22 protein-coding genes are annotated in these 23,735 nt (G+C 71.9%); 8 read left to right on the forward strand and 14 right to left on the reverse strand.

Features of this window, described 5'->3' with window-relative positions; genetic code table 11:
* The first annotated feature begins 11 nt into the window (after positions 1-11).
* Genes ACFQS7_RS12295 through ACFQS7_RS12305 form a run of 3 tightly spaced genes read left to right on the forward strand, consistent with a single transcriptional unit; the run spans position 12 to position 4,105 of the window.
* The gene (locus ACFQS7_RS12295) at positions 12-1,406 is read left to right on the forward strand and encodes an FAD-binding oxidoreductase (RefSeq protein WP_380067364.1); all 1,395 of its coding nucleotides are present in this window, start codon (positions 12-14) and stop codon (positions 1,404-1,406) included.
* A gap of 25 nt (positions 1,407-1,431) precedes the next feature.
* Positions 1,432-2,670, forward strand: a complete 1,239-nt coding sequence (locus ACFQS7_RS12300; protein WP_380067365.1) for a nitrate/nitrite transporter — start codon at positions 1,432-1,434, stop codon at positions 2,668-2,670.
* 28 nt (positions 2,671-2,698) lie between these two features.
* Positions 2,699-4,105, forward strand: coding sequence for a phospholipase D-like domain-containing protein (locus ACFQS7_RS12305; protein ID WP_380067366.1), 1,407 nt, complete (start codon positions 2,699-2,701; stop codon positions 4,103-4,105).
* A gap of 142 nt (positions 4,106-4,247) precedes the next feature.
* Here ACFQS7_RS12305 and ACFQS7_RS12310 read toward each other — a convergent pair whose 3' ends face one another.
* The 5 genes from ACFQS7_RS12310 to ACFQS7_RS12330 form a co-directional block, all read right to left on the reverse strand.
* Complete coding sequence (locus ACFQS7_RS12310; protein WP_380067367.1) at positions 4,248-5,528, reverse strand: TRAP transporter large permease; 1,281 nt, start codon at positions 5,526-5,528, stop codon at positions 4,248-4,250.
* Between the two features lie 13 nt (positions 5,529-5,541).
* Complete coding sequence (locus tag ACFQS7_RS12315; RefSeq protein WP_380067368.1) at positions 5,542-6,072, reverse strand: TRAP transporter small permease; 531 nt, start codon at positions 6,070-6,072, stop codon at positions 5,542-5,544.
* 4 nt (positions 6,073-6,076) lie between these two features.
* The gene (locus ACFQS7_RS12320; protein ID WP_380067369.1) at positions 6,077-7,063 is read right to left on the reverse strand and encodes a TRAP transporter substrate-binding protein; all 987 of its coding nucleotides are present in this window, start codon (positions 7,061-7,063) and stop codon (positions 6,077-6,079) included.
* Between the two features lie 95 nt (positions 7,064-7,158).
* Positions 7,159-8,082, reverse strand: a complete 924-nt coding sequence (locus ACFQS7_RS12325) for a dihydrodipicolinate synthase family protein (protein ID WP_380067370.1) — start codon at positions 8,080-8,082, stop codon at positions 7,159-7,161.
* A complete protein-coding gene (locus ACFQS7_RS12330) occupies positions 8,079-8,780 on the reverse strand; it encodes a GntR family transcriptional regulator (protein ID WP_380067371.1) in 702 nt (233 codons plus the stop codon). Before ACFQS7_RS12330 ends, ACFQS7_RS12325 begins: the two co-directional genes overlap by 4 nt.
* 104 nt (positions 8,781-8,884) lie before the next feature.
* Between ACFQS7_RS12330 and ACFQS7_RS12335 the strand changes: the two genes are divergently transcribed.
* Together ACFQS7_RS12335 and ACFQS7_RS12340 are read left to right on the forward strand one after the other, a co-directional pair.
* Positions 8,885-9,034, forward strand: coding sequence for a hypothetical protein (locus ACFQS7_RS12335; protein WP_380067372.1), 150 nt, complete (start codon positions 8,885-8,887; stop codon positions 9,032-9,034).
* 45 nt (positions 9,035-9,079) lie between these two features.
* The gene (locus ACFQS7_RS12340) at positions 9,080-10,429 is read left to right on the forward strand and encodes an amidase (RefSeq protein ID WP_380067373.1); all 1,350 of its coding nucleotides are present in this window, start codon (positions 9,080-9,082) and stop codon (positions 10,427-10,429) included.
* A 3-nt stretch (positions 10,430-10,432) separates the two neighbouring features.
* Here ACFQS7_RS12340 and ACFQS7_RS12345 read toward each other — a convergent pair whose 3' ends face one another.
* The 7 genes from ACFQS7_RS12345 to ACFQS7_RS12375 all read right to left on the reverse strand — a co-directional run bounded on the left by ACFQS7_RS12345 (position 10,433) and on the right by ACFQS7_RS12375 (position 18,866).
* A complete protein-coding gene (locus tag ACFQS7_RS12345) occupies positions 10,433-11,281 on the reverse strand; it encodes a TauD/TfdA dioxygenase family protein (RefSeq protein ID WP_380067374.1) in 849 nt (282 codons plus the stop codon).
* A gap of 275 nt (positions 11,282-11,556) precedes the next feature.
* Positions 11,557-12,102, reverse strand: a complete 546-nt coding sequence (locus tag ACFQS7_RS12350) for an NADH-quinone oxidoreductase subunit B family protein (protein WP_380067375.1) — start codon at positions 12,100-12,102, stop codon at positions 11,557-11,559.
* Entirely contained in the window at positions 12,102-13,604 is a 1,503-nt protein-coding gene (locus tag ACFQS7_RS12355; protein WP_380067376.1) for a hydrogenase expression protein HypE, read from the reverse strand. Before ACFQS7_RS12355 ends, ACFQS7_RS12350 begins: the two co-directional genes overlap by 1 nt.
* Complete coding sequence (locus ACFQS7_RS12360; protein WP_380067377.1) at positions 13,601-15,052, reverse strand: hydrogenase 4 subunit F; 1,452 nt, start codon at positions 15,050-15,052, stop codon at positions 13,601-13,603. Before ACFQS7_RS12360 ends, ACFQS7_RS12355 begins: the two co-directional genes overlap by 4 nt.
* Positions 15,052-15,720 carry a hydrogenase-4 component E gene (locus tag ACFQS7_RS12365; RefSeq protein ID WP_380067378.1) on the reverse strand — a complete coding sequence of 223 codons (669 nt, stop codon included), beginning with the start codon at positions 15,718-15,720 and terminating at the stop codon, positions 15,052-15,054. Before ACFQS7_RS12365 ends, ACFQS7_RS12360 begins: the two co-directional genes overlap by 1 nt.
* Positions 15,721-15,886: 166 nt before the next feature.
* A complete protein-coding gene (locus ACFQS7_RS12370) occupies positions 15,887-16,846 on the reverse strand; it encodes a respiratory chain complex I subunit 1 family protein (protein WP_380067379.1) in 960 nt (319 codons plus the stop codon).
* 1 nt (position 16,847) lies between these two features.
* Positions 16,848-18,866, reverse strand: coding sequence for a proton-conducting transporter membrane subunit (locus tag ACFQS7_RS12375; RefSeq protein WP_380067380.1), 2,019 nt, complete (start codon positions 18,864-18,866; stop codon positions 16,848-16,850).
* 171 nt (positions 18,867-19,037) lie between these two features.
* Here ACFQS7_RS12375 and ACFQS7_RS12380 point away from each other — a divergent pair, with 171 nt between their 5' ends.
* From ACFQS7_RS12380 to ACFQS7_RS12390, 3 genes are all read left to right on the forward strand, one after another.
* The gene (locus ACFQS7_RS12380; RefSeq protein ID WP_380067381.1) at positions 19,038-20,141 is read left to right on the forward strand and encodes a TRAP transporter substrate-binding protein; all 1,104 of its coding nucleotides are present in this window, start codon (positions 19,038-19,040) and stop codon (positions 20,139-20,141) included.
* A gap of 64 nt (positions 20,142-20,205) precedes the next feature.
* On the forward strand, positions 20,206-20,754 hold the full coding sequence (locus ACFQS7_RS12385) for a TRAP transporter small permease subunit (RefSeq protein ID WP_380067382.1): 549 nt from the start codon (positions 20,206-20,208) through the stop codon (positions 20,752-20,754).
* Between the two features lie 124 nt (positions 20,755-20,878).
* Positions 20,879-22,294, forward strand: coding sequence for a TRAP transporter large permease subunit (locus ACFQS7_RS12390; RefSeq protein ID WP_380067383.1), 1,416 nt, complete (start codon positions 20,879-20,881; stop codon positions 22,292-22,294).
* 40 nt (positions 22,295-22,334) lie between these two features.
* Here the strand turns inward: ACFQS7_RS12390 and ACFQS7_RS12395 are convergent, their stop codons facing one another.
* Together ACFQS7_RS12395 and ACFQS7_RS12400 are read right to left on the reverse strand one after the other, a co-directional pair.
* The gene (locus ACFQS7_RS12395; protein WP_380067384.1) at positions 22,335-23,255 is read right to left on the reverse strand and encodes a substrate-binding periplasmic protein; all 921 of its coding nucleotides are present in this window, start codon (positions 23,253-23,255) and stop codon (positions 22,335-22,337) included.
* 20 nt (positions 23,256-23,275) lie between these two features.
* Positions 23,276-23,689, reverse strand: coding sequence for a c-type cytochrome (locus tag ACFQS7_RS12400; protein ID WP_380067385.1), 414 nt, complete (start codon positions 23,687-23,689; stop codon positions 23,276-23,278).
* Positions 23,690-23,735 lie beyond the last annotated feature (46 nt).

Consider the following 23,735-nt stretch of genomic DNA (forward strand, 5'->3'; position numbering starts at 1 on the left):
GGAGGAAACCCGTGAACACCATCGCCCCCCGCCCCGTGGACGCCGTGATCGCCGCGGTGCGCGAATTCCTCGGCGACCGGCTTTCCACCGCCCAGGCGATCCGCGAGCAGCACAGCCGCGGCGAGGACCAGACCCCGCCGACCCTGCCCGACGCCGTCGCCTTCGTGGAGACGACCGAGGAGGTCAGCCGCATCCTCGCTTTGTGCCACCGGCACGAGGTCCCGGTGGTCGCCTTCGGCGCCGGGACCAGCCTGGAAGGCCATGTGAACCCGGTGCGGCGCGGCATCTCGCTCGACCTCTCCCGCATGACCGCGATCCTGGAGGTGAACCCCGAGGACATGGACTGCCTGATCGAGCCGGGCGTCACGCGGCAGCAGCTGAACGACCACCTGCGCGACCAGGGCATGTTCTTCCCCGTGGACCCGGGCAGCGTCTGCACCATCGGCGGCATGTGCGCGACGCGGGCTTCCGGCACCAACGCGGTGCGCTACGGCACGATCCGGGAGAACGTGCTGGGGCTGGAGGTGGTCCTCGCCGATGGCCGGGTCATCCAGACCGGCGGCCGGGCGCGCAAGGGCGCCAACGGCTACGACCTGACCCGGCTGTTCATCGGCTCCGAGGGCACGCTCGGCATCATCACCAGGGTGCGGCTCAGGCTGCACGGCATCCCGGAAGCGCAGTCGGCCGCCATCTGCCAGTTCCCCGACCTGGAATCGGCGGTCAACACCACCATCGCCACCATGCAGACCGGCATCCCCGTGGCGCGGATCGAGCTGCTGGATGCCGACCAGATGGAAGCCTGCATCAAGTACTCGAAGCTGGAGGGGCTGCGCGCCACGCCGACCCTGTTCCTCGAATTCCACGGCACCCATGCCGCGGTGAAGGAGCAGGCCGAGGACGTCGAGGCGATCGCCGTCGATTTCGGCGGCGAAGGCTTCTCCTGGGCGACCGAGGCGGAGGCGCGCAACAAGCTCTGGAAGGCGCGGCACGACGCCTACTGGGCCGGCATCAACCTGATCCCCGGCCTGCGCGGCATCACCACCGATGTCTGCGTCCCCATCAGCAAGCTGGCCGAGGCGATCCTCGGCGCCAAGGCGGATGCGGTGGCCTCCGGCTTCACCACCTGCATCGTCGGCCATGTCGGCGACGGCAATTTCCACCAGATCATCCTGTTCGATCCGAACGACCCGACCGGGCTCGACCGCGCCTGGGAGCTCGACCGCAAGATCGTCGCGCGCGGCCTGGCACTGGGCGGGACCTGCTCGGGAGAGCATGGCGTGGGCCTCGGCAAGCGGGAGTTCCTGGAGGCCGAGCATGGCGCGGAAGCCCTGGCGGTGATGCGCGGCATCAAGGCCAGCCTCGATCCCAAGGGCATCCTCAACCCGGGCAAGATGTTCCGGAACTGAACGACCGACACGTCCAGGAATAACGATGGGGGAAACGGTGCCGCGCTTCCGCGGCCCCGAGCTGCCGATATTGGCGCTCACGCTGGGGCATGTCTTCTCGAACGCCGTGCGGACCCTGCCGGCGATGGCGGCCGACGTCCTCTCGCGCGACCTCGGCCTGACGCCGGAGGCGCTGGCGGCGCTGACCGGCGCCTTCCCCGCCGCCTTCGCCCTGGCCATGGTGCCGGTCGGCGTCGGGCTGGACCGCTGGGGGGTGCGGCGCACCGCGCTGGTGCTGCTGGCGATCGGCGGCTTCGGCTGCGTCCTCGCGGCGCTGGCCGGCGGGCCGGCCGGGATGCTGGTGGCGCAATGCGTGCTCGGCATCGGCTGCGCCGGCGCCCTGATGTGCCCGATGACCTATGCGGCCCGCGCCATGGACGGCCACCGCTTCGCGCTCTGGTCCGGCATCATCCAGGCCTTCGGCAATTGCGGCATGCTGCTCTCCGCCTCGCCGCTGGCGCTGCTGGTTGAAGCGCAGGGCTGGCGGGCCGGGTTCTGGGCCTCGGGCGCGCTCGCCCTCATCGCCTTCGTCGCGGTCGCCGCGACGGTGCGGCAGCCGCCGCCGGTCCGGCAGGGCCACCGCTCGCTCTGGCAGGACACGCGGGAGATCCTGGCGATCGCCGCCTCGCCCCGGCTGCGGGCGCTGATGGTCATCGCCTTCGCCAGCTTCGCCGTGGTGCTCGGCGTGCGCGGGCTGTGGGGCGGGCCCTGGCTGATGGAGGCCAAGGGCCTGTCCCGCGTGCAGGCCGGCAACGTGCTGCTGCTGGTGGCGATGGCGCTGGTCGCCGGCCCGGCGCTGGCGGGGGTGGTGCAGCGCTGGGTCGGCCGGCCGGTGGCGCTGCTGGCCGGCAGCCATCTGGGCGTCGCCGGCCTGGTCTTCCTGCTGGTCGGCGGCGGGCCGGGCGGCTGGCTGGCCTCGGCGCTTGGGGTCGCGGCGCTGCCGGCGGCCTTCGACGCCACCGTCATGGTCGCCTTCGGCCTGGTGATCTCCTTCCAGATCCTGGTCTTCGCCCAGGTCCGCGCCGCGGTGCCGCCGGAACAGACCGGGCGGGCGCTCTCGGCCAACAACATCGCCTTCTTCGGCGGGGCGGCGGTGCTGCAGGCGGCCTCCGGCGTGGCGGCCGGCTGGGGCGGGATCGGCGCGGCGCTGGCGACCTTCGCGGTGGCATTGGTGGTGTGCAGCCTGGGGTTCCTCTGGCTGCGTCGGCGGGCCGGGGCCGGCTGACGCCGGGATGTGGCATGGTGGCCGCGTCATGACGCCGACCACCGCCCTCCTCACCGCCCTGCATGTCGCGCTCTCGGCGCTGGTGACCGCGCATGTGCTGCTGCGCAAGCGCGAGGTCGGCAGCGCCATCGGCTGGATCGGGCTCGCCTGGCTCTCGCCCTTCGTCGGCAGCGCGATCTATGGCCTGTTCGGCGTCAACCGCGTCCGCCGCCGGGCCGGCGCGCTCGCCCGGCGCGCCCTGCCGCCGGTGGGGGACGCCGGCGGGCCCACCCAACCCGGGGCCCATGCCGCGGGCAGCCTGGCCGAGGCGCTCGACCGCAGCGGCCAGCGCCTCACCCGCCGCGCCGCAGTGGCGGGCAATGCGGTGGAGCTGCTGCGCGACGGCGACGCCGCCTATCCGCGCATGCTCGCCGCCATCGAGGCCGCCCGCAGCCGCATCGGCCTGTCCAGCTACATCTTCCGCGACGATGCCGCCGGTGGTCCGGTGATCGACGCGCTGATCCGCGCCCAGGCGCGCGGGGTCGAGGTGCGGGTGGTGATCGACGGCGTCGGCGGCGGCTATTTCCGCTCCGCGGCCTTCCGCCGGCTGCGGCGCGCCGGCGTCCCGGCGGCGCGGTTCATGCACTCCCCGCTGCCGTGGAACATGCCGTTCCTCAACCTGCGCTCGCACAAGAAGATCCTGGTGGTGGACGACCGCATCGGCTTCACCGGCGGGCTGAACATCGGCGCCGAGAACCTGGTCGGCACCGACCCGCCGGACGCGGTGCGCGACACGCATTTCATGCTGCACGGCCCGGTGGTGCGGCAACTGGCCGAGGCCTTCGACGCCGACTGGTGCTTCGCCAGCGGCGGCAGGCATTGGGCCTTCGCCCCGGCGGCGCCAGGCCCGGGCGGCGTCGCCGCGCGCGTCGTCACCTCCGGCCCCGACCGCGACATCGAGAAGATCGAGGCGACGATGCTGCAGGCCGTGGTCTGCGCGCGGCGGTCGGTGCTGGTGATGACGCCTTATTTCCTGCCGGACGAGAGGCTGGTCTCGGTGATTGCGCTCGCCGCCCGGCGCGGCGTGGCGGTGGATCTGGTGGTGCCGGCGCGCAGCAACCACCGCCCCGTGGACTGGGCGATGCGGGCGCATGTCGGGCCGCTGCTGCAGGCCGGCTGCCGCATCTGGCTGAACCCGCCGCCCTTCGACCATTCGAAGCTGATGGTGGTGGACGGCGAATGGAGCCTGATCGGCAGCGCGAATTGGGACATGCGCAGCCTGCGGCTGAACTTCGAGCTGGATGTCGAGGTCTATGATACCGCCATCGCGCAAGCCATCGCCGCGCGGATCGGCGCCGGGCAGGGCCAGCGGCTGACCATCGAGGCGCTTGCGCGGCGCCCACTGCCGGCCCGGCTGCGGGATGCCGCGATGCGGCTGGCGCTGCCCTATATCTGAAGGCAAGGTTGGGGAGGGAAAAGTATTCCCTCCCCAAACCCCACCCTTCCTTTTTGTGGGTCGGCACTCGCCGCGCGGCAGGTGCCGACCCAGAGAAATAGAGGAGGGTCCAGGGAGGATGCTTCCTCCCTGGCCTTGCCTTCTACCGGAAGGCCGCCGGCAGCCAGAGCGACAGCGCCGGGATGTAGGTCACCAGCCCCAGCACGACCAGCATGGCGATGTAGAACGGCCCGCTATGCTTGGTCGCATCCCACATGCTCACCTTGCCGACGGCGCAGGCGACGAACAGCGCCGGCCCGACCGGCGGGGTGATCAGGCCGATGCCGAGGTTGACGATCAGCACGATGCCGAACTGCACGGGGTCCATCCCCAGCGCCTTGACCACCGGCAGGAAGATCGGCGTGCCGATCATGATCAGCGGCGCCATGTCCATGAAGGTGCCGAGCACCAGCAGGATGACGTTGATCAGCAGCAGGGTCAGGATCGGGTCCTCGGTGATCCCGCGCATGAAGGCCACCGTCTGCGCCGGCACCTGCAGCAGCGCCATCAGCCAGCCGAAGGCGGTCGCCGTGCCGATGATCAGCATGACCATCCCCGTCGTCCGCACCGCGCCGCCGACGGCTTCGGCGAAGCCGGCCCAGCCCAGGCTGCGGTAGACCAGCACCGTCACCAGCAGGGCGTAGATCACGGCGACGCAGGCGCTCTCCGTCGCGGTGAAGATGCCGCTGCGCACGCCGGCGAAGATGATGACGATCAGCATGAGGCCGGGGATGGCGCCGACCAGCAAGCGCAGCAGGGCCATCCAGCCCGGGAAGGCCTCCCGCGGGTAGCCGCGGCGGATGGCGACCAGCCAGGCCACCACCATCAGGGTCAGCATCATCACCAGGCCGGGGATGATGCCGGCGGTGAACAGGTCCGCCACGCTGATCGCCCCGCCGGCGGCGATGACATAGAGGATCATGTTGTGGCTGGGCGGGATCAGCAGGTCGATCAGCGCCGCGTTGGCGGTGATGTTGACGGCATATTCCGGCGCATAGCCGCGCGCCTTCATCTGCGGGATCATCACGCCGCCGACCGCGCTGGCATCCGCCACCGCCGAGCCGGAGACGCCGCCGAACAGCGTGGCGGCGACGATGTTCACCTGCCCCAGCCCGCCGCGCAGGTGGCCGACCATGGCGGCGGCCAGCGCCACCAGCCTATCGGCGATCTGGCCGCGCAGCATCAGGTCGCCGGCGAAGACGAAGAAGGGGATCGCCAGCATGGAGAAGACGTTCATGCCGGAGGAGAGCTGCTGGAACACCACTACCGGCGGCAGGTCCATCCAGAAGACCGCGGCCAGCGTCGCGCCGCCCAGCGCGAAGGCGACCGGCGTGCCGATCAGCAGCAGCAGCGTGAAGCTGCCGAGCAGGACGGTGAGTTCCATCGGTCCCGTCCCCTCAGGCGTCGGTCAGCAGCGTGTGTTCCGGCAGGCCGGCCGGCGGCGCCCCGGTGACGGCATGCGCCAGCAGGCGCTCCAGCCCGAACAGCGCGATCAGCGCGCCGCCCAGCACCAGCGGCAGGTATTCCACCGTGCCGGGAAGGCCCAAGGTCGGCAGCGTCGCCTCCCAGACCCCGAGCGCAAGGTCGCCGCCATGGAAGGCCATGGCCAGGCCGAACAGGGTGACCACCAGGTCGGATAGCACCTTGAACAGCCGGCCCAGCGGCGCCGGCAGCACGTCCCGCAGCGTGTCGAACCCCATGTGGAAGCCTTCCCGCACCCCCGCCGCGGCGGCGCCGAGGATGACCCAGGCGAGCAGCAGCAGGGCCGAGGCCTCGGCCCAGGCCGGCGTGTCGTTCAGCACGAAGCGGCCGAAGACGCCCCAGGCGACGATGGCGACCATCGCCACCATCGCCACCCCGGCCAGCAGGATGGCGCCGCGGGCCAGCACGGCGCAGGCCGCGCCGACGCCGCGATGCAGCGCCCGCATGCGCTCAGGCCGCCCGGATGCGCTCGACCAGCGCCTTCAGCTTGGCGTCCTTGACGAACTGGTCGTAGACCGGCTGGGTCAGCTTCGCGTAGGCGGCCTTGTCGGCCTCCACCACCTGGGCGCCGCCGGCGGTGACCTTGGCCAGCGCCTCCTCCTCCATCGCCACCCAGAGCTTGCGCATATGCGGCACGCTCTGCTTCGCCGCCGTGCGGATGATCTCCTGGTCGGGCTTGGCCAGCTTGTCGTAGCTGCGCTTCGACATCGCCAGGATCTCGGGCGAGAGGCTGTGCTCGGTCCTGGTGTAGAACTTCGCCACCTCGAAATGGCGGGAGGTATAGTAGGTCGGGACGTTGTTCTCGGCGCCGTCGACCACGCCGGTCTGGATGGCGGAATAGACCTCCCCGAACGGGAGCGGCGTCGCGTTGGCGCCGAAGGCGCGCATCAGCGCCACCCACATGTCGGACTGCTGCACCCGGACCTTCAGGCCCTTCAGCGCCTCGGGCTCCTGCACCGCGCGGGGCTTGGTGTAGAAGCAGCGCGCGCCGCTGTCGTAGTAGGCCAGGGTGATCAGGCCATGCGCGGTGGTGTCGCGGCCGATGTCCTCGCCGATCGGGCCGTCCATCACCGTCTGCATGTGGGCGGTGTCGCGGAACAGGAAGGGCAGGCCGACCACCAGCGTGGCCGGCACCAGGTTGTTCAACGGCGCGGTGTTGACCCGGGTGAAGTCGATGACGCCGAAGCGGGTCTGCTCCAGCGTGTCCTTCTCGTCGCCGAGCTGGCGGGAATGGAACATCTGGATGCGGATGCGGCCGCCGGTGCGCTCCTCGACCAGCTTGCCCATCAGCTTCACCCCCTCGATGGTCGGGTAGCCGTCGGGGTGGATGTCGGCGGCGCGCAGCGTGATGCCCTGCGCCGCGGCGCGGTCGGCGACCCAGGGCGCGGCGAGCGCGCTGCCCAGGATGGCGCGGCGGGACGCGGTGATGATGGTCATGACTTCGCTCCTTCCCCACGGGGCGGTCTTCTGCCGCCCCAACCCGAGCAACTGCCATAGCAGATGGCAGATGGCGCCGGAAGCGCCTCCTCCGGTCACCCGGCGGCGGCGCGCCGCAGCATCCCCCAGCCGGCCAGCAGGTCGCGCAGCGCGGCGGCCGAACCGGGCGGCAGCGGCCAGGCGGCCGGCGGCCGGGCGGCGCCGACATCGATGCCGGTGAGCGCCAGCGCCGCCTTCACCACGGCCACGTTGGCGCCGTTCTGCTCCTCGGACCGCAGCGCCTCGAAGCCCGCGATCGCGGCGATCCCGGCATTGGCCGTGGCGAAGTCGCCCGCCCGCAGCGCGGCCAGGATCGCCACCGACTTCTCCGGCACCAGGTTGATCAGGCCGGAGGTGAAGCCCTGCGCGCCGAGCGCCGTCATCGGCGGCGCCCAGGGCTCCGCCAGGCCGCAGATGAAGGAGACGTCGGGGCCGGCCCGGCGGATCGCCTGGGCGAGGACCATGACGTTCGGCGTCGCCCATTTCACGCCGACGACGCCGGGCACCCGGCACAGCGCCTCGATCGCCGGCAGGCCGATGCCGTCGTTGCGCAGGTACAGCACCACCGGCAGGCCGGCCGCGTCGGCGATCCGCGCGACATAGGCGACCACGCCGCGCGGCGCGACGAAGGGGTCGGGCGGCTGGTGCACCATCACCGCATCGGCGCCGTCCGCCTTCGCCCGCCGGGCCAGCGCGCAGGCCTCCCCGATGCTGCGGCCGAGGCCGGCGACCACCGCGGCGCGGCCGGCGACCAGCACCGGGACCTCGGCCTGCATCCGCTCGGCCTCGGCCAAGGACAGGCCGTAGAATTCGCCGGTATTGCCGTTGACCGTCAGCGCATCCACCCCGGCCGCCGCGGCGCGGGCGATGATCGGCGCGAGGCGGGCCGGGACGATCCGGTCCTCGGCATCCATCGGCGTCACCAGGATGCCGGAGATGCCGGTGAGCGCGGCGCGGAGGCGGTCAGCGGGAAGGGTCATGCGGGGCGTTTCCTTGCAGGCGGCAGCAGGCCGCCAACCTCCAGCGAGCGCAGCACATGCGCCCGCATCCGGGTCTCGGCCGCATCCGGGTCGCGGGCCTGCAGCGCCGCCAGGATCCCGGCATGTTCGCGCAAGGCGCGGGGCAACTCCTGCGGGGTCGCGTTCAAGGCACGGACGCGGCCGAAATGGTCGAAGGCCCGCAGCGCGGCCAGCGAACGCATCAGGAAGACGTTCCCGGTCGCCCGGTGGATCAGCCCGTGGAAGCGCTCGTTCGCCTCGGACACCTGCTCGGGCCTGCCCGCCGCCGTCGCATCGCGCATCGCCTGCAACTGGGCTTCCAGGGCGGCCAGCGCCGCGTCGTCGGCGCCTTGCGCGGCCAGCGCCGCGGCGGCGCCTTCGAGGGCGGCGCGGATGCGGCCCATCTCGGCCTGCCGGTCGGGGCCGAATTCGGCGACCACCGTGCCGCGCCGCGGCAGGGTGACCACCATGCCATCCTGCTCGAGCCGGCGCAGCGCTTCCCGCACCGGCTGGGCGGAGATGCCGAGCGCGCTGGCGAGGCTGCGTTCGGAGATCCGGCTGCCGGCCACCAGCGTGCCCTGGACGATCGAATCGCGCAGCCGGCGGTAGGCGCGCTCGGCCAGCGAGAGCGTATCCTCCTCGGCCAGCCTTTCGACCGGGTGGGGTGCGGCGGCACTCATGGCATCTGCAATAGCAGATGGCACAAAACTCCGGAACCCGCGGCGTCCTGCGGAACCCCGCGCACCGCCCCCGCCTTAGGTCGCAGGCAGCACCGGAGTCGGCCATGAGCGAGAATGGTGCGGGCGACCCGCCCGCGGCGGATGAGGGTTTCGTGCTCTGGGAAGGCTGGATGTTCGGCGCGGTGATGTACGAACCGGCGGTCGAGCATATCGCGCGTTTGCCCCCCGCCAACGACAATAAGGGCGAGGACTAGCCCCGGTCCCTTGCCCGGCGGCGCGGTCCCGGCCAGCATCGCCCCATGCAGCACATCGCCGACGCCGCCGCCGCCCTGGCCGCAGGCCGCATCTCCGCCGCCAGCCTGGTCGATGCCGCGCTCGACCGCATCGCCGACCCCGCGGGCGAGGGCCGCCGCGCCTTCACCGCCGTCCACGCCGACGCCGCCCGCGCCCAGGCCCGGGCGATGGACGCCCTTCGCCATGTCGGCCGGACGCCGAGCCCCTGGGCCGGCATCCCAATCACGGTGAAGGACCTGTTCGACGAGCACGGCCACCCGACCCCGGCCGGGTCCGCCGTGCTGCGCGATGCGCCGGCGGCGGCCGAGGATGCGCCGGTGGTGGCCCGGCTGAGGCGGCAGGGCTTCGTCGTCATCGGCCGCACCAACATGGTGGAATTCGCCTTCAGCGGCCTCGGCGTGAACCCGCATTACGGCACGCCGCTGAGCCCCTGGGACAGGAAGACCGGCCGGCTGCCGGGCGGCTCCTCCTCCGGCGCCGCGGTGGCGGCGGCCGACCACATGGGCTTCGGGGGCCTGGGGACGGATACCGGCGGGTCCTGCCGGGTCCCGGCGGCGCTCTGCGGCGTGGTCGGCTACAAGCCGACGGCCCGCCGCGTGCCCATCGCCGGGGTGCTGCCGCTGTCGCCCTCGCTGGATTCGGTCGGGCCGCTGGCCCGCAGCGTCGCCTGCTGCGCCCTGCTGGATGCGGTGATCAGCGGCGAGGAGCAGCCGCGGCCGCTGCCGCACCGGGGCGTCGCCGGCCTCAGGCTCGGCCTGCCGCGCGGCACCTTCCTGACCGAGGACCAGGACCCCGCCGTCGCCGCCGCCTTCCAGCGCGCGCTGTCGCGGCTGTCCGCCGCCGGGGCACGGATCGAGCTGTTCGACATCCCCGAGCTGTCCGAGCTGCCGCTGGTGAACGCGACGGGCGGCTTCGCCGCCAGCGAGGCCTGGGCCTGGCACCGCGGCCTGGTGGCCGGGAAGGGCGCCGGCTACGACCCGCGCATCCTCGCCCGCATCCGCCGCGGGGAGCGCATGTCGGCGGCCGACTACATCGACCTGGTCGCGGCCCGCGCCCGGCTCATCGCGGCGGTGGCGAAGCGTAGCTCGGCCTTCGATGCGATGGTCACGCCGACCTGCCCGATCGTCCCGCCGGCGCTCGCCGAGGTGGCGGCCGAGGCCGACTACAACCGCATCAACCTGCTGCTGCTGCGCAACACGGCGGTGGGGAATTTCCTCGACCGCTGCAGCATCTCCCTGCCGATCCACCGGCCGGGCGAGGCCCCGGTGGGGCTGATGCTGACCGGCGAGGCGATGGCGGATGCGGCGCTGTTCACGACGGCGCAGGCGGTGGAGGCGGCGCTCGCCGCCCACTGAACCTCAGGCGGGCGTATCGCCCGCCAGGGTCACCCGGTGCATCACCCTCCGGTATCCGTGGTAGTCGTTGACCGGGTTGTGCAACACGCAGCGATTGTCCCAGAAGGCCAGCGCGCCCGGCGTCCAGGAAAAGCGGCAGGTGAATTCCGGCCGCGTCTGATGCGCGTAGAGGTAATCCAGCAGCGGCGTGCTTTCCGCCACCGTCATGCCCCCGAAGCGCAGCGTATGGCCGCCGTTCACATAGAGGGCACGGCGCCCGGTTTCCGGATGGGTGCGCACCACCGGGTGCTCGACCTCGTAGACCTGCTTCGCATCGGTGCGGGCGGTGTCCTTCAGCCGGTCCTCCCGCGTCTTGGTGACATCCGCCTTGGCGCTGCTGTTCACCGCCCGCAGCGGGTCGAGCAGCCGCCGCATCCCCGGCGACAGCGTCTCGTAGGCGGCGGTGCCGCTGGCGAAGAGCGTATCGCCGCCGAAGGGAGGCACCTCCCGCGCGATCAGCATGGTCGCCATCGGCGGCTGGTCGAGATAGGCGGTGTCGCTGTGCCAGAGGCCGCCGAAATTCACCGTCTCGCTTTCCAGCTTCACCACCGGGATGACCTCCGGCGCCTCGGCCAGGCCCTTGATGAAGGGGTACTCCACCACCGCGCCGAAGCGGCGGGCGAAGGCGGCCAGCGCGGGCGGGTCGAGGTGCTGCTGGTCGCGGAAGAACACCACGCCATGCTCCAGCCAGATGCCGCGGAGCTGCGCGATGGTGGCATCGGGCAGGTCGGGCGACAGCCGGATGCCGCCGATCTCCGCCCCCACCGCGCCGGAAAGCCGCCGCACCGTCAGCGGTTGCGCGCTGCCATCCATGTCCTGTTTCCTCCAAGTCCCTTGCGGCGGATGCTACCGGCGGCATCGGACCCGAACAATGCAGCATGCGTACCGGATTGCGCCAATGTAAGCGCTCTCCAATGTCCTGTTGAGACACGGTGCGGGAGGATGCACCCGTCGTCCTGATGCCCCCGTGGGGTTCGGACGGACGGCGTTCGGTAGTGGCTATTTCCCGGCAAGCCACTGCCAGACTGGTGGCCCCTCGGGCCGCCGACGGGCCGGCTGGATGCGTCCGGCCGGCCCGCCTCTTTTTCCTATCCCGGCGCCGCCTGCGCCTCCAGCAGCGCCAGCAACCCTTCCAGCAATTGCGTCGGCGTCGGCGGGCAGCCGGGGATCACCAGGTCCACCGGCACCGCCTCGCCGATCCCGCCGAGCGTCGCGTAGCTGCCCTTGAAGACGCCGCCATCCACCGCGCAGTCGCCGGCGGCGACGATGAAGCAGGGCTCCGGCGTGCATTCCCGCGTCCGCAGCAGGGCTTCGCGCATGTTGCGGGTCAGCGGCCCGGTCACCAGCAGCACGTCGGCATGGCGGGGGGAGGCGACGAAGCGCAGGCCGAAGCGCTCGAGGTCGTAGACCACGTTCTGCAGCGCGTTGATCTCCAGCTCGCAGCCGTTGCAGGACCCGCAATCCACCTGGCGGATCGAGAGGCTGCGGCCGAGCCTGGCCTGCGCCGTCTCCTCCAGCCGCTCGCGCAGCGCCTGCACCATGTCATCGGAGACCATGGGGGCCGGGTCGGTGACCGGCTTGCCGAACAACCCGCGCGCCAGCTTCGGCCACAACAAATTTCGCAGCGGCTGCATCACAGGTCCACCCCGCTGTAGGAACAGTTGAAGCTCTTGTTGCAGAGCGGGAAGTCGGCGACGATGTTGCCCTCGATCGCGGCCTCCAGCAGCGGCCATTGCAGCCAGGACGGGTCGCGCGGGAAGGCGGCCCGCACCAGCCCGCCGTCGTCGAGCGCGACCCAGTGCAGGCAATCGCCGCGGAAGCCCTCGACCATCCCGATGCCCTCGCCGCCGCGCTGCGGCAGGGCGCGCTGCAACTCGCCCTCGGGCAGTCCGGCCAGCAGGGCGCGGACCAGGCGGATCGAGTCGACGAGTTCGGCGATGCGGATGCGGACGCGGGCATCGACGTCGCCCTGCGCCAGCACCGGCACTTCGGGCGGCAGCGCATCGTAGGGGGTGTAGCCGGTCGCGGCGCGCGCATCGAAGCCGCGGCCGGAGGCGCGGCCGACATGGCCGCCGGCGGCGAAGCGGGCAACCAGCGCCGGCGCGACGTATCCGGTGCCGACCACGCGGTCCTGCAGGCTGGCATGCCCGTCGTAGACCGCGACCAGGGCGGGGATGGCATCCTCCACCACCGCCAGCGCCGCCAGGATCGCAGCAGACCCGTCGGCGGTGAGGTCGTCGGTCACGCCGCCGGGGACGACGCGGTCCATCATCAGCCGGTGGCCGAAGGCGGCGGCGGCGGCGCGCAGCACCGCTTCGCGCAGCGCGCCGCAGCGGGCATGGGGATAGGCGAAGGCGGCGTCGTTGCAGACGAAGCCCCAGTCGTTCAGGTGGTTGTGGATCCGCTCCAGCTCGCCCATCACCCCGCGCAGGGCGAGCGCGCGGGGGGAGGGCACCACCTCCACCGCCTGCTCCACCGCCATGGCGAAGGCCCAGGCATGCGCGACGGTGCTGTCACCCGACAGTCTTGCTGCGAATTTGGCGGCGACCCGCACCGGCTTGCCGAGCATCAGCCCGATATGCCCCTTGTGCAGGTAGCCCAGGCGTTCCTCCAGCCGCGCCACCGTCTCGCCCTGGACGTGGAAGCGGAAATGCCCGGGCTCGATGATGCCGGCATGCACCGGGCCGACCGGGATCTGGTGCACGCCCTCGCCCTCCACGGGCAGGAATTCCGGCTGCGGCACCGGGTAGGGCGCGGGCCCCGGCTTCGCCGACAGCGGCGCGGCATTGGGCCAGCGGCCATGGTCCAGCCAGGGGCGGAGGTCGACCGCGCCCTCCGCCACATGGCCCCAGAGGTCGCGGATCATGCGCTCGAGCCGCACCGCGCCGGGCCGCGCCGGCGACAGCGCGGGGTAGCGGCCATCCGGCGCGGGACAGGAGACGAGGTGCAGCGCCTCCTCTGCCCGGAAGGCGGCGTGGACCATGCCGGGATCGGCCCAGAGCGAGAGGAGCTCGGTCGTCTCCTCGGCCGCCAGGTCCTCGGCCATGGCGCCCCATTGCGGCCGGGTCAGCAGGATGCGCGGCACCGGGCGGCAGTCCTGCGGCGATCCGCGGCGGAGGATATCGAGCAGGCTCATCCCGGGATCCTCGCCGCGGCGGCCAGCAGGGCGGCAAGCGGGGCCGGCAGCGCCGCGCCCAGCATCAGGGCCAGCCCCAGATGCACCCAGATCGGGCCGAGCGTGGTACGTTCCGTCCAGGCCGGCGGTGCCTCCGCCGCATCCGGCGTGGGATCGCCGAGGCAGAGCGCCTGCAACGTGTGGATCTTGGCCGCCGCCGCGACCAGCAGGCCGATCCCGAGCGGCGCGATCAGCCACCAGCGGGTCGCCGCGGCTTCGGTCAGCAGCAGGAATTCGCTGGCGAACAGCGCGAAGGGCGGCAGGCCGGCGACGGCCGCGATGCCGATCGCCAGCGCCCAGCCGAGCTCGGGATGGGAGACGACGAGGCCGCCGATGTCGGCGGTCTTCTGCGAGCCCTTGAGCTGCGCCGCATGGCCGACGCCGAAGAAGACCGCCGACTTGCACAGCGAATGGCCCAGCATGTGCAGCAGCCCGGCCAGGTTGGCGGTCGCCCCGCCGAGGCCGAAGGCGAGCGCGGCGAGGCCCATGTGCTCGATGCTGGACCAGGCGAAGAAGCGCCGCGCGTCGCGCCGCCGCCACAGCGCGAAGGCCGCCAGCAGCAGGGAGGCGAGGCCGAAGGCGACCAGGAAGGGCCCCGGCGCGATGGTGCCCGGATGCGCCCCGACGATTGCCTTGGCGCGCAGCACCGCATGCAGCGCCGCGTTCAGCAGCAGGCCCGACAGCACCGCCGAGATGGCGATGGGGCCTTCCGCTTCGGCATCCGGCAGCCAGGAATGCAGCGGCACGAGCCCGGCCTTGGTCCCGTAGCCCACCAGCAGGAAGACGAAGGCGAGGTTGAGCACGCCCGGGTCGCAGCGCTCGGCGAGGCCGTGCAGCACGGTCCAGGACAGGCCGCTGTCGCCATGCCCGACGAAGGGCTGCGCCGCCAGATAGAGGATGATGGTGCCGAACAGGGCGAGCGCGATGCCGACGCCGCAGAGGATGAACAGCTTCCAGGCGGCCTCGATGGCCGGCGGCGTGCCGTGCACGGCGACGATCAGCACGCTGGCCAGCGTCGCGATCTCGATCGCCACCCACATGACGCCCATGTTGTCGGCCAGCAGCGCCAGGGCCTGGGCGCCCATGAAGACCTGGAACGCCACATGGTAGGCGCGCAGCCGCAGCGCATCGAAGCGTTCCGCGGCGACGGCGCCGAGCGAGAACACCGCGGTGGTCAGGCCGATCAGGAAGGACAGCACCACCAGCGGGACGTTCAGCGCATCGACATGGGTCCAGCCCTGGCTGCCGCCCGGATGGCCGAGCAGGAACAGGGACAGGATGAAGCCGGCGGCCGAGACGGCGATGTTGGCGATCGCCGCGGGCCTCTCGCGCGGCATCGCCACCAGCAGCAGCGCCCCCACCCAGGGCAGGAAGACCAGGGCCCAGGCCAAGGGGAAAAAGCTTGGCATCAGGAGCTTTCCCCGCGGTGGCGTTCGAGGAAGTTGATGTCGACCGTGTCGAAGCGTTCCCGGATCTGGAAGACGAAGACGCCGCCGACCACCAGCAGCATCATCACCAGCGCGGCGGTGGACAGCTCCACCACCAGCGGCATGCCGGCGACGCCGACGGCGGCCAGGATCAGCCCGTTCTCCATCGACATCAGCCCGGCCACCTGCAGGATGGCGTTGCGCCGGGTGATCATCATCAGCATCCCCAGCAGCACCACGGACAGCGCCAGCGCCAGGTCCTCCCGCGCAATGGCGCGTGCCCCGGCGGTGATCGGCAGCACCACCAGGATGGCCAGCGCCACCAGCGCCACGCCGGCGATCATGCTCGGCCCGACGCCGAAGGCGGTCTCCACCGTGCGGTCCAGCGAGAGGCGGCGCAGCAGGGTGCGCAGCGCGAGGGGGATGAGCACCGCCTTGGCGCCGAAGGCGACCAGCGCGGTGAGGTAGAGCTGCGGCGCGTCCTGCACCACGCCCTGCCAGGCCGCGGCCAGCGCAAGGATCGCCCCCTGCAGGGCCAGCGCGTTGATCACCGCGCCGACCCGACGCTGGTACAGCAGCATGAAGGACAGCAGCAGCATCCCGCCGCCGAGGAGGTGCGCGACGTCGTAGGGCAGCTGGCCGAAGGTCATCTCTTGCCGCCCTCGAACGCGTCGGGCCGGAGGCACGCGGTCGGCGTGACGCGGCCGCATCCGCGGCCTCGGCTTTCGCGCCATCGGGCGCGGCGCGCGGAAGCGCGCCCAGCCCGCGGTGCCGGCTGTCTGCACAACGTCCCGATCGTGCCTGGACCGCGTATCATCAGGCCAATCCCGTGCTGACGAACAACAGCGCCGCCGCCAGCAGCGCCAGCAGCAGCGCGGCGCCGAGGAATTCCGGCACCCGGAAGACCCGCATCTTGGCGATCGCGCTCTCGAACCCGGCCAGCGCCAGGCACATGACGCCCATCTTGGCCAGCCACGCCACCAGCCCGCCGGCCCAGGCGAGCGGCCCGCTGGCCTCCGGCGCCGCGCCGAAGGGCAGGAAGACGGCGACGATCAGCGACAGCCACAAGGTGAGCTTCAGCGCCGACTGGTATTCCCACAGCGCCAGGTGCCGGCCGCTGCTTTCCAGCAGCATCGCCTCGTGCACCATGGTCAGTTCCAGGTGGGTCGCCGGGTTGTCCACCGGGATGCGGGCGTTCTCGGCGACGGCGACCGCCAGCATCGCCATCGCCGCGAGGCCGAGCGAGACGCGCAGGCCCAGCGCGCCGTCGCGGAAGGTCGCGGCGATCAGGTCGAGGTTGGTGGTCCCCGCCAGGATGGCGAAGGTCAGCACGCACAGCAGCAGCGCCGGCTCGGCGAAGACCGAGAAACTCATCTCCCGCGCCGCGCCCAGGCCGCCGAAGGCGGTCCCCACATCCATCCCGGCCAAGGCGAGCGCCATGCGGCCGAAGGCCAGCAGCCCGGCCAGCAGGATCAGGTCCGACAGCGGCGCGAAGGCCATCCCCCGCGCGAAGCTCGGCACCAGGGCGATGGCGACCAGGGAGGCGGCGAAGCCGGCATAGGGCGCGGCCTCGGAGACGATCGAGGCATTCTCCGCCAGCACCGGCGTCTTGCGCAGCAGCTTGTCGATATCCCGCAGCGGCTGCAGCGGGGAGGCGCCGCGCCGGCCCATCATCCGCGCCTTCAGCCAGCGGACCACGCCGACCACCAGCGGGGCGGCGGCCAGCATCAGCGCGACATGCAGCAGCTGGGTCAGGATCGCGCCGAAACTCTCCACCTCAATGCGTCTCCAGCCAGGCCAGCAGGGCCAGCAGCCCGACTAGGGCGGCGAAGCTGAGCGAGAGGCATTGCCGGATGGTCAGGTCGCGCAGCCGCTCCGCCCGGGCCGCGACGCGGTCGCGCAAGCCCGCGACCGGCGCCAGCAGCAGCGGGCCGGAGGGGTCCTCGAAGCCCGCGGCATAGTGGCCGGCGCGGGTCTCCCCGGGGCGCGGCATGTCGACGCTCTCATGGGCGCGCAGCAGGTGGTCCCCCAGCATGCGGCGCAGCGGCTGGGCGATGCCGCCGGCCCCCGGCTGCGACAGCGGGTCGCCGAAGGGCAGGTGCGCGGGCGGGTCGATGAAGCCGCAATTCCACACCGGGCCGCGCTGCGTCGCGTTGGGCGACCGGCGGCGCACCAGCAGCGCCACGCCGATCAGGGCGAGCGCCAGCAGCAGGGCGACGGCCAGCGGCGCATAGCTGCCGGCGGCCTCGCCGGCGGTCAGCCAGGCGCCGCGCGCCGGGGCTTCCGCCGCGCCGCCGGTCAGCACCAGCAGGGCCGGCGCCGCGAGGCCCAGCAGCATGCCGGGAAACAGCCCGAACAGCAGGGTCAGCGCGGCCGGCAGCAGCAGGCTGGCGCGCTCGATGGCCGAGACCTCATGCGCCCCGGCGCCGCGCGGGCTGCGCGGCCGGCCGAGGAAGACCAGGCCGTAGAGCCGCAGCATCGCCGCCGCCGCCAGCGCCGCGGCCATGGCGGCCAAGGCGGCGGCGGCCGCGGCCAGCACCTGGAAGCCGATATCGCCGACCTTCCAGCCGGCCAGCAGGGATTGCAGCAGCAGCCATTCCGAGGCGAAGCCCGAGAGCGGCGGCAGCGAGGCCGCCGCCGCGGCCCCCACCAAGGCGCAAGCGGCAGTGACCGGCATGGCGTGGATCAGCCCGCCCAGCCGGTCGAGCCGTCGGCTGCCGGCGCTGTGCAGCACCGCGCCGGCGACCAGGAACAGCAGGGTCTTGAAGACGCCGTGGTTCAGCGCGTGCAGCAGCGCGGCCCCCGCGGCCAGCGCCGCGAGCGGCCCCAGATCGGCGCCGCGGAAGGCGAGCGCCAGGCCGAGGCCGAGCACGATGAAGCCGATATTCTCGATGGTGGAGCAGGCCAGCAGGGTCTTGGCATCGTCCTCGAGGTTGGCCCGCAGCGCGCCCAGCAGGGCCGAGCCGGCGCCGAGCACCAGCAGCGGGATGCCCCACCAGGACGGCTGCGCCGGGCCGCAGAGGTCGAGCAGCAGCCGCGCCAATACATAGATGGCGACCTTGGTCATCGCCCCCGACATCAGCGCCGAGACATGGCTGGGCGCGGCCGGATGCGCCAAGGGCAGCCAGGCATGGAAGGGCACCAGGCCGGCCTTGGCCCCGGCCCCGGCCAGGGCCAGCGCCAGGACCGCGGCCGCCAGCCAGCCCTCGGGCGGCGCTGCGCGCATGGCCTCGAAGCCGATGGCGCCGGCATTGCCGGCCAGCAGGCCGAAGGCCGGCACCAGGCAGCCGCCCGCCAGCACCGCGAACATCAGATAGAGCCGCGCGGCGGCGCGGTTCTCGGCCTTCTCGTGGTCCGCCGCGACCAGCGCCCAGGAGGCCAGCGACATCAGCTCGAAGCCCAGCAGCAGGACGAAGGCGTCGGTGGCGGCGAGCGTCAGCGCCATGCCGGCGAGGAAGAGCGGGAAGGGCGGCAGGGTGCGTGGCGGGCCAGCCGGGTGGCCGAGGGCGGACAGCGAGGCGCAGGCGCCGGTGACGCCCAGCAGCAGCAGGAACCAGGCCGAAAGCCCGTCGAGCCCGAGCCGTATCGCCGCCCAGGGCGGCCCGAAGGGCAGGGTGAGCCCCTCCGGCGGGGCGCCGAGGACCAGCGCGGCCAGCGCGATCGCCACGAATCCGACCGCCACGATCAGGCATCCGCCATGGACGACCCGCCCCGCCTGGCGGTGCCGCCCCAGCGGCACCGCGACGGCGCCGAGCAGGACCAGGACCCCGAGGCAGAGGGCGAGCGCCGTCAGCACGGCGTCAGGAGGCGGGTTTTCACGCGATCGAGTGTAACCGTCTCCTCCCCGGCGCGCGAGAGGCTCCGGCGGCGTACCGAGATGAAAGGCACACTTAACAACACGGCTTCGGGAGTTTAGGAACGCGCCAGCGGCTCCCGCTTCGGGGGGCGCCAGGGAGCATCACCACCCATGGACCGTCGTGGCTTCATCGCCGGCGGGGCCCTCGCCGGGTCCGTCGCACTGGCTACGCCCGCCCTCGCGCAAGCGGCGCTGCCGGAGATCCGCTGGCGCTGCGCATCGTCCTTCCCCAAGTCGCTCGACACCATCTATGGCGCCGGGGAGCATGTGGCCAAGCGCGTGGCGGCGCTGACCGACGGCAAGTTCCAGATCCGCGTCTTCGCGGCCGGCGAGCTGGTCCCCGGCCTGGCGGTGGCGGATGCGGTGCAGGGCGGCACGGTCGAATGCGCCCATACCGCCAGCTACTACTTCGTCGGCAAGGACCCGACCTTCGCCTTCGACGGCGCCGTCCCCTTCGGGATGAACATGCGCCAGACCAGCGCCTGGCTGAATGCCGGCGGCGGGCGCGAGCTGCTGAAGGATTTCTTCGCCGGCTACAACATCGTCTCGCTGCCCGCCGGCAACACGGGGGCGCAGATGGGCGGCTGGTTCCGCCGCGAAATCAAGACCGTCCAGGACCTGAACGGCCTGAAGATGCGGATCGGCGGCTTCGCCGGCAACGTGCTGCAGAAGCTGGGCGTGGTGCCGCAGCAGATCGCCGGCGGCGACATCTACCCGTCGCTGGAGAAGGGCACGATCGACGCCGCCGAATGGGTCGGCCCCTACGACGACGAGAAGCTCGGCTTCCAGCGCGTCGCCCCCTTCTACTACTACCCCGGCTGGTGGGAGGGCGCGCTGAACCTGTCCTTCTACGTCGGCAAGTCGAAGTGGGACGAACTGCCGCAGCAGTACAAGGACGCGCTGGAATCCGCCTGCCGCGACAGCACGATCGAGACCATGGCGAAGTACGACGTGCAGAACCCGCAGGCGCTGCGCCGGCTGGTTGCGGCCGGCACCCAGCTGCGCCCCTTCCCGCGCGAGGTGATGCAGGCCTGCTACAAGGCCGCCTTCGAACTGTATGACGAGACGGCCGCCAAGAACGAGAATTTCAGGAAGGTATACGAACCCTGGAAGGCGTTCCGCGACAGCCAGTTCCAATGGTTCCGGGTGGCGGAAAGCACATTCGACAATTTCGTTTACTTCATGCACGCTCAGGAACAGCAACAGCGCCGCTGAGACGCTGACCGGTCCTGCCCCCGCCCCGGCGGCGGGCGGGCCACCAGGGAGGATAGGTTTCGAGATGGGTCCCCTGCTCGCCTTCAGTCGCGGCGTGGACAGGCTGAACGCCGCGGTCGGCAAGCTGGCCGATTGGGCGGTCCTGCTTGCCTGCGGCATTTCCGCCGGCAACGCCTTCATCCGCTACGGCCTTTCCTATTCCTCCAACGCCTGGCTGGAGGTGCAGTGGTACCTCTTCGGCGCCACGGTGATGCTGGGGGCGTCCTACACGCTGTTCCGCAACGAGCACGTGCGGGTGGACATCCTCTACAGCAACATCTCGGAGCGGGCGCGGCTCTGGGTCGACGTCTTCGGCTTCATCTGCTTCATGCTGCCGGCGGTGATCCTGCTGGCCTGGATGACCTGGCCCTTCTTCGTCGACAGCTTCGTCCGCAACGAGGGCTCGCCCAATGCCGGTGGCCTGCTGCGCTGGCCGGTGAAGATCCTGCTGCCGATCGGCTTCTTCCTGCTGTCGCTGCAGGGCTTCTCCGAGCTCATCAAGCGTATCGCCCTGCTGCGCGGCATGCAGCCGGATGCCGAGGTGGTGGTCGAGTACCACCGGCCCGAGCAATGAAGCGGGACGTTGCGCGGGCCTTGCGGCCCCGGACCTCACTTCGGCAGGCCGCTTCACGGCTCCGGGCTTTGCCCTTCGCCGATCGGACCTTGCCCGCCACCGCACGCCAGGACGCCCCCGCCCAATGATCATCGACATGGACGTCATGGCGCCGCTGATGTTCGGCGGCCTCGTGCTCTTTCTCCTGCTCGGCTTCCCGGTGGCCTTCAGCCTCTCGGCGGTCGGGCTGTTCTTCGGCTTCATCTCGATCGAGCTGGGCTTCTTCACCACCGCCTATCTGGGCAACCTGCCGCTGCGGGTCTTCGGCATCGTCCAGAACGACCTGCTGCTGTCGATCCCCTTCTTCACCCTGATGGGCGCCATCCTGGAGCGCTGCGGCCTGGCGGAGGACCTGCTGGAAGGCACCGGCCAGCTCTTCGGCAAGGTCCCCGGCGGCCTGGCCTATGCGGTGATCATCGTCGGCGCCATCCTCGGCGCCATCACCGGCACGGTGGCCGCCAGCGTGATCGCCATGGGCATGATCAGCCTGCCGATCATGATGAAGTACGGCTACGACATGCGGATCGCCACCGGCGTGATCGCGGCCTCCGGCACCATCACCCAGGTGATCCCGCCCTCGCTCGTCCTGATCGTGCTGGGCGACCAGCTCGGCAAGTCGGTGGGCGACATGTATGCCGGCGCCATCGGGCCCTCCATCCTGCAGATCCTGCTGTTCATCGCCTTCATCATCGGCGTCAGCATCTTCGCCCCGCACAAGGTGCCGGCCCTGCCGGACGAGGCGCTGACGATGCGCGGCTGGCCGCTCTACTGGAAGGTGGCGAAGGGCATGGTGCCCTCGATCGTCCTCATCTTCCTCGTGCTCGGCACCATCTTCATGGGGCTGGCGACGCCGACGGAAGCCGGCGCGATGGGCGCGGTCGGCGCGGTCGGGCTTGCGATGGCCAACGGCCGCTACTCCTGGGACCTGCTCTGGCAGGCGACCCAGAACACCATGCGCATCACCGCCATGGTCATCTTCATCCTGATCGGCGCGACGGTGTTCTCCCTGGTCTTCCAGGGCGTCGACGGCTCGATCTGGATCGAGCACCTGATGTCGAAGCTGCCGGGCGGGCAGACCGGCTTCCTGATCTTCAGCCAGGTCTTCATCTTCCTGCTGGCCTTCTTCCTCGACTTCTTCGAGATCGCCTTCATCATCATCCCGCTGCTGGCGCCGGTCGCGGCCAAGCTGGGGATCGACCTCGTCTGGTTCGGCGTGCTGATCTGCGTGAACATGCAGACCAGCTTCATGCACCCGCCCTTCGGCTTCGCGCTGTTCTACCTGCGCGGCATCGCCCCGAAGGAAGTGCGCAGCAGCGACATCTACTGGGGCGCCATCCCCTGGGTGGTGCTGCAGCTGATCCTGGTGGCGATCGTCATCTTCTGGCCGGAAAGCGTGACCTACTGGATCGACCAGGGCACCGGCGTGGACCCGAGCACGGTGCGCATCGAGGTGCCGCTGCCCGACCTGCCGGAGGACGACGCCCCGCCGGTCTTCAAGTAAGGCCAGGGGCCGGGGAGGACACGGCCTCCCCGGCCCCTGGTCAATCGTCCCGCAGCGCGGCGGGGGCGATCGGCGGGGTGACCTCGGGCAGAAGCGGCGCGGCGTAGGTCAGGCCGGCCTGCCGCGCCAGCGCCGGCAGCTCGCCGGCCTCCCGCATCCTGACGATCGCGCCGTTCACCGCCTCGAGCAGCGGCGCTTCGGTGGCCAGGCCGACGAAGCCGAAATTGAAGCCGACCGGGTGGCGGTATTCGGCCAGCCTGAGCCGGTTCTCCGGATGCCGCGCCGCCCAGGCGTCCCAGCGCTGGGTCTCCACCAGCACCGCGTCGTAGTCGCCGGCCTCCAGCCGCTCGAACAGCCCGGTCCCGGCCAGGACATGCGTCACCCGGTCGAACAGCACGCCGCCCCGATAGCGGGTCAGGATGGCGTCCGGCAGCGTCCGCTTCTCGACGCCGAGCCGCAGGCCCTGCAGCTCCGCGAGGTGGCGGAACTGCAGCCCGGACTGCGCCGGGCCGAGCACCACGCCGAGCGACGCCGCCCGGTAGGCCGCGCTCGGCACCAGCGTCCCGATATTGACCCAGCGCCGCCGGTCCTCCGGCCGGGCGCCGGCGAAGCCGGGCAGCCGCGACCGCTCCGACAGGGGCTTGCCGATCGTCCGGGCGGTGAGCGGATAGCCGCCGACGAGCTGGCAGCGCCCGTCCGAGAGCAGCGCATTCGCCTCCCGGTCGGGAAAGCTGTCCGGGTCGGCCTTGGTCTCGAACCACTGCACCGCGAGCGGCCGGCCGAGCAGGGCGGCGACGCGGCGCGCGACCTCGACATCGAAGCCGCCGCCGTCCTGCCCCTGGCGGACCGAGAGCGGCGGCACCTCGGCATCGAGGCAGACGGTGAGCGGCGTGGCCGGCGCCGGCTGCGCCGCCACGGGCCCGCCGAGGGCCAGCGCCAGGGCGATCGACGGGGCGGCCACGGCCGCCGCGCCGCGCCGCCTCACGACCGGCCCCCGGTCAGGACATAGGCCCAGAGCACCTCGATCTCCTCCGGCCGCAGCATGTCGCCCCAGGCCGGCATGGTGTTCTTGCCCTGCTTCACCGAGGCGAGGAACCGCGCCTTGTCGTCGGCCGGGAATTTGCGCAGGTCGAAGGAGGAATTGCCCGGGTTGACCATGCGGATCCCGTGGCAGGCGGAGCAGAGCCGGGCATAGAGCCGGCGGCCCTCCGCCGCCTCATGGCCATGGGGGGCGCCGCCGGCGGTGGCGGGCGGCATGGCGCCGGGGCCGGATGCCCCGGTATCCACCGGCGGGGTGGATTGCGCCAGGGCGGCGGGGACGAGCCCCACCAGGCCTGGCGCCGCGCCCAGGGCCAGGGCCAGCGCCGGGGCGAGAAGCCAGCGTGAAGCGTGCATACGTCGATCCTGCTGCGGCGGGGCTGGCCGCGTGGCCCACCCCGCC

The organism is Dankookia sp. GCM10030260, assembly GCF_042666655.1.
Taxonomy (GTDB): Bacteria; Pseudomonadota; Alphaproteobacteria; order Acetobacterales; family Acetobacteraceae; genus Paracraurococcus.

Coding starts and splice junctions, on each gene's coding strand:
- ACFQS7_RS12350 (WP_380067375.1), bottom strand. CDS start 12,102: ATGCAGCCGCTGCGAAATTTGTTGTGGCCGAAGCTGGCGCGCGGGTTG.
- ACFQS7_RS12385 (WP_380067382.1), top strand. CDS start 20,206: ATGGGTCCCCTGCTCGCCTTCAGTCGCGGCGTGGACAGGCTGAACGCC.
- ACFQS7_RS12380 (WP_380067381.1), top strand. CDS start 19,038: ATGGACCGTCGTGGCTTCATCGCCGGCGGGGCCCTCGCCGGGTCCGTC.
- ACFQS7_RS12325 (WP_380067370.1), bottom strand. CDS start 8,082: ATGACCCTTCCCGCTGACCGCCTCCGCGCCGCGCTCACCGGCATCTCC.
- ACFQS7_RS12315 (WP_380067368.1), bottom strand. CDS start 6,072: ATGCGGGCGCTGCATCGCGGCGTCGGCGCGGCCTGCGCCGTGCTGGCC.
- ACFQS7_RS12365 (WP_380067378.1), bottom strand. CDS start 15,720: ATGACCTTCGGCCAGCTGCCCTACGACGTCGCGCACCTCCTCGGCGGC.
- ACFQS7_RS12390 (WP_380067383.1), top strand. CDS start 20,879: ATGATCATCGACATGGACGTCATGGCGCCGCTGATGTTCGGCGGCCTC.
- ACFQS7_RS12320 (WP_380067369.1), bottom strand. CDS start 7,063: ATGACCATCATCACCGCGTCCCGCCGCGCCATCCTGGGCAGCGCGCTC.
- ACFQS7_RS12335 (WP_380067372.1), top strand. CDS start 8,885: ATGAGCGAGAATGGTGCGGGCGACCCGCCCGCGGCGGATGAGGGTTTC.
- ACFQS7_RS12360 (WP_380067377.1), bottom strand. CDS start 15,052: ATGCCAAGCTTTTTCCCCTTGGCCTGGGCCCTGGTCTTCCTGCCCTGG.
- ACFQS7_RS12340 (WP_380067373.1), top strand. CDS start 9,080: ATGCAGCACATCGCCGACGCCGCCGCCGCCCTGGCCGCAGGCCGCATC.
- ACFQS7_RS12330 (WP_380067371.1), bottom strand. CDS start 8,780: ATGAGTGCCGCCGCACCCCACCCGGTCGAAAGGCTGGCCGAGGAGGAT.
- ACFQS7_RS12355 (WP_380067376.1), bottom strand. CDS start 13,604: ATGAGCCTGCTCGATATCCTCCGCCGCGGATCGCCGCAGGACTGCCGC.
- ACFQS7_RS12345 (WP_380067374.1), bottom strand. CDS start 11,281: ATGGATGGCAGCGCGCAACCGCTGACGGTGCGGCGGCTTTCCGGCGCG.
- ACFQS7_RS12305 (WP_380067366.1), top strand. CDS start 2,699: ATGACGCCGACCACCGCCCTCCTCACCGCCCTGCATGTCGCGCTCTCG.
- ACFQS7_RS12400 (WP_380067385.1), bottom strand. CDS start 23,689: ATGCACGCTTCACGCTGGCTTCTCGCCCCGGCGCTGGCCCTGGCCCTG.
- ACFQS7_RS12300 (WP_380067365.1), top strand. CDS start 1,432: ATGGGGGAAACGGTGCCGCGCTTCCGCGGCCCCGAGCTGCCGATATTG.
- ACFQS7_RS12310 (WP_380067367.1), bottom strand. CDS start 5,528: ATGGAACTCACCGTCCTGCTCGGCAGCTTCACGCTGCTGCTGCTGATC.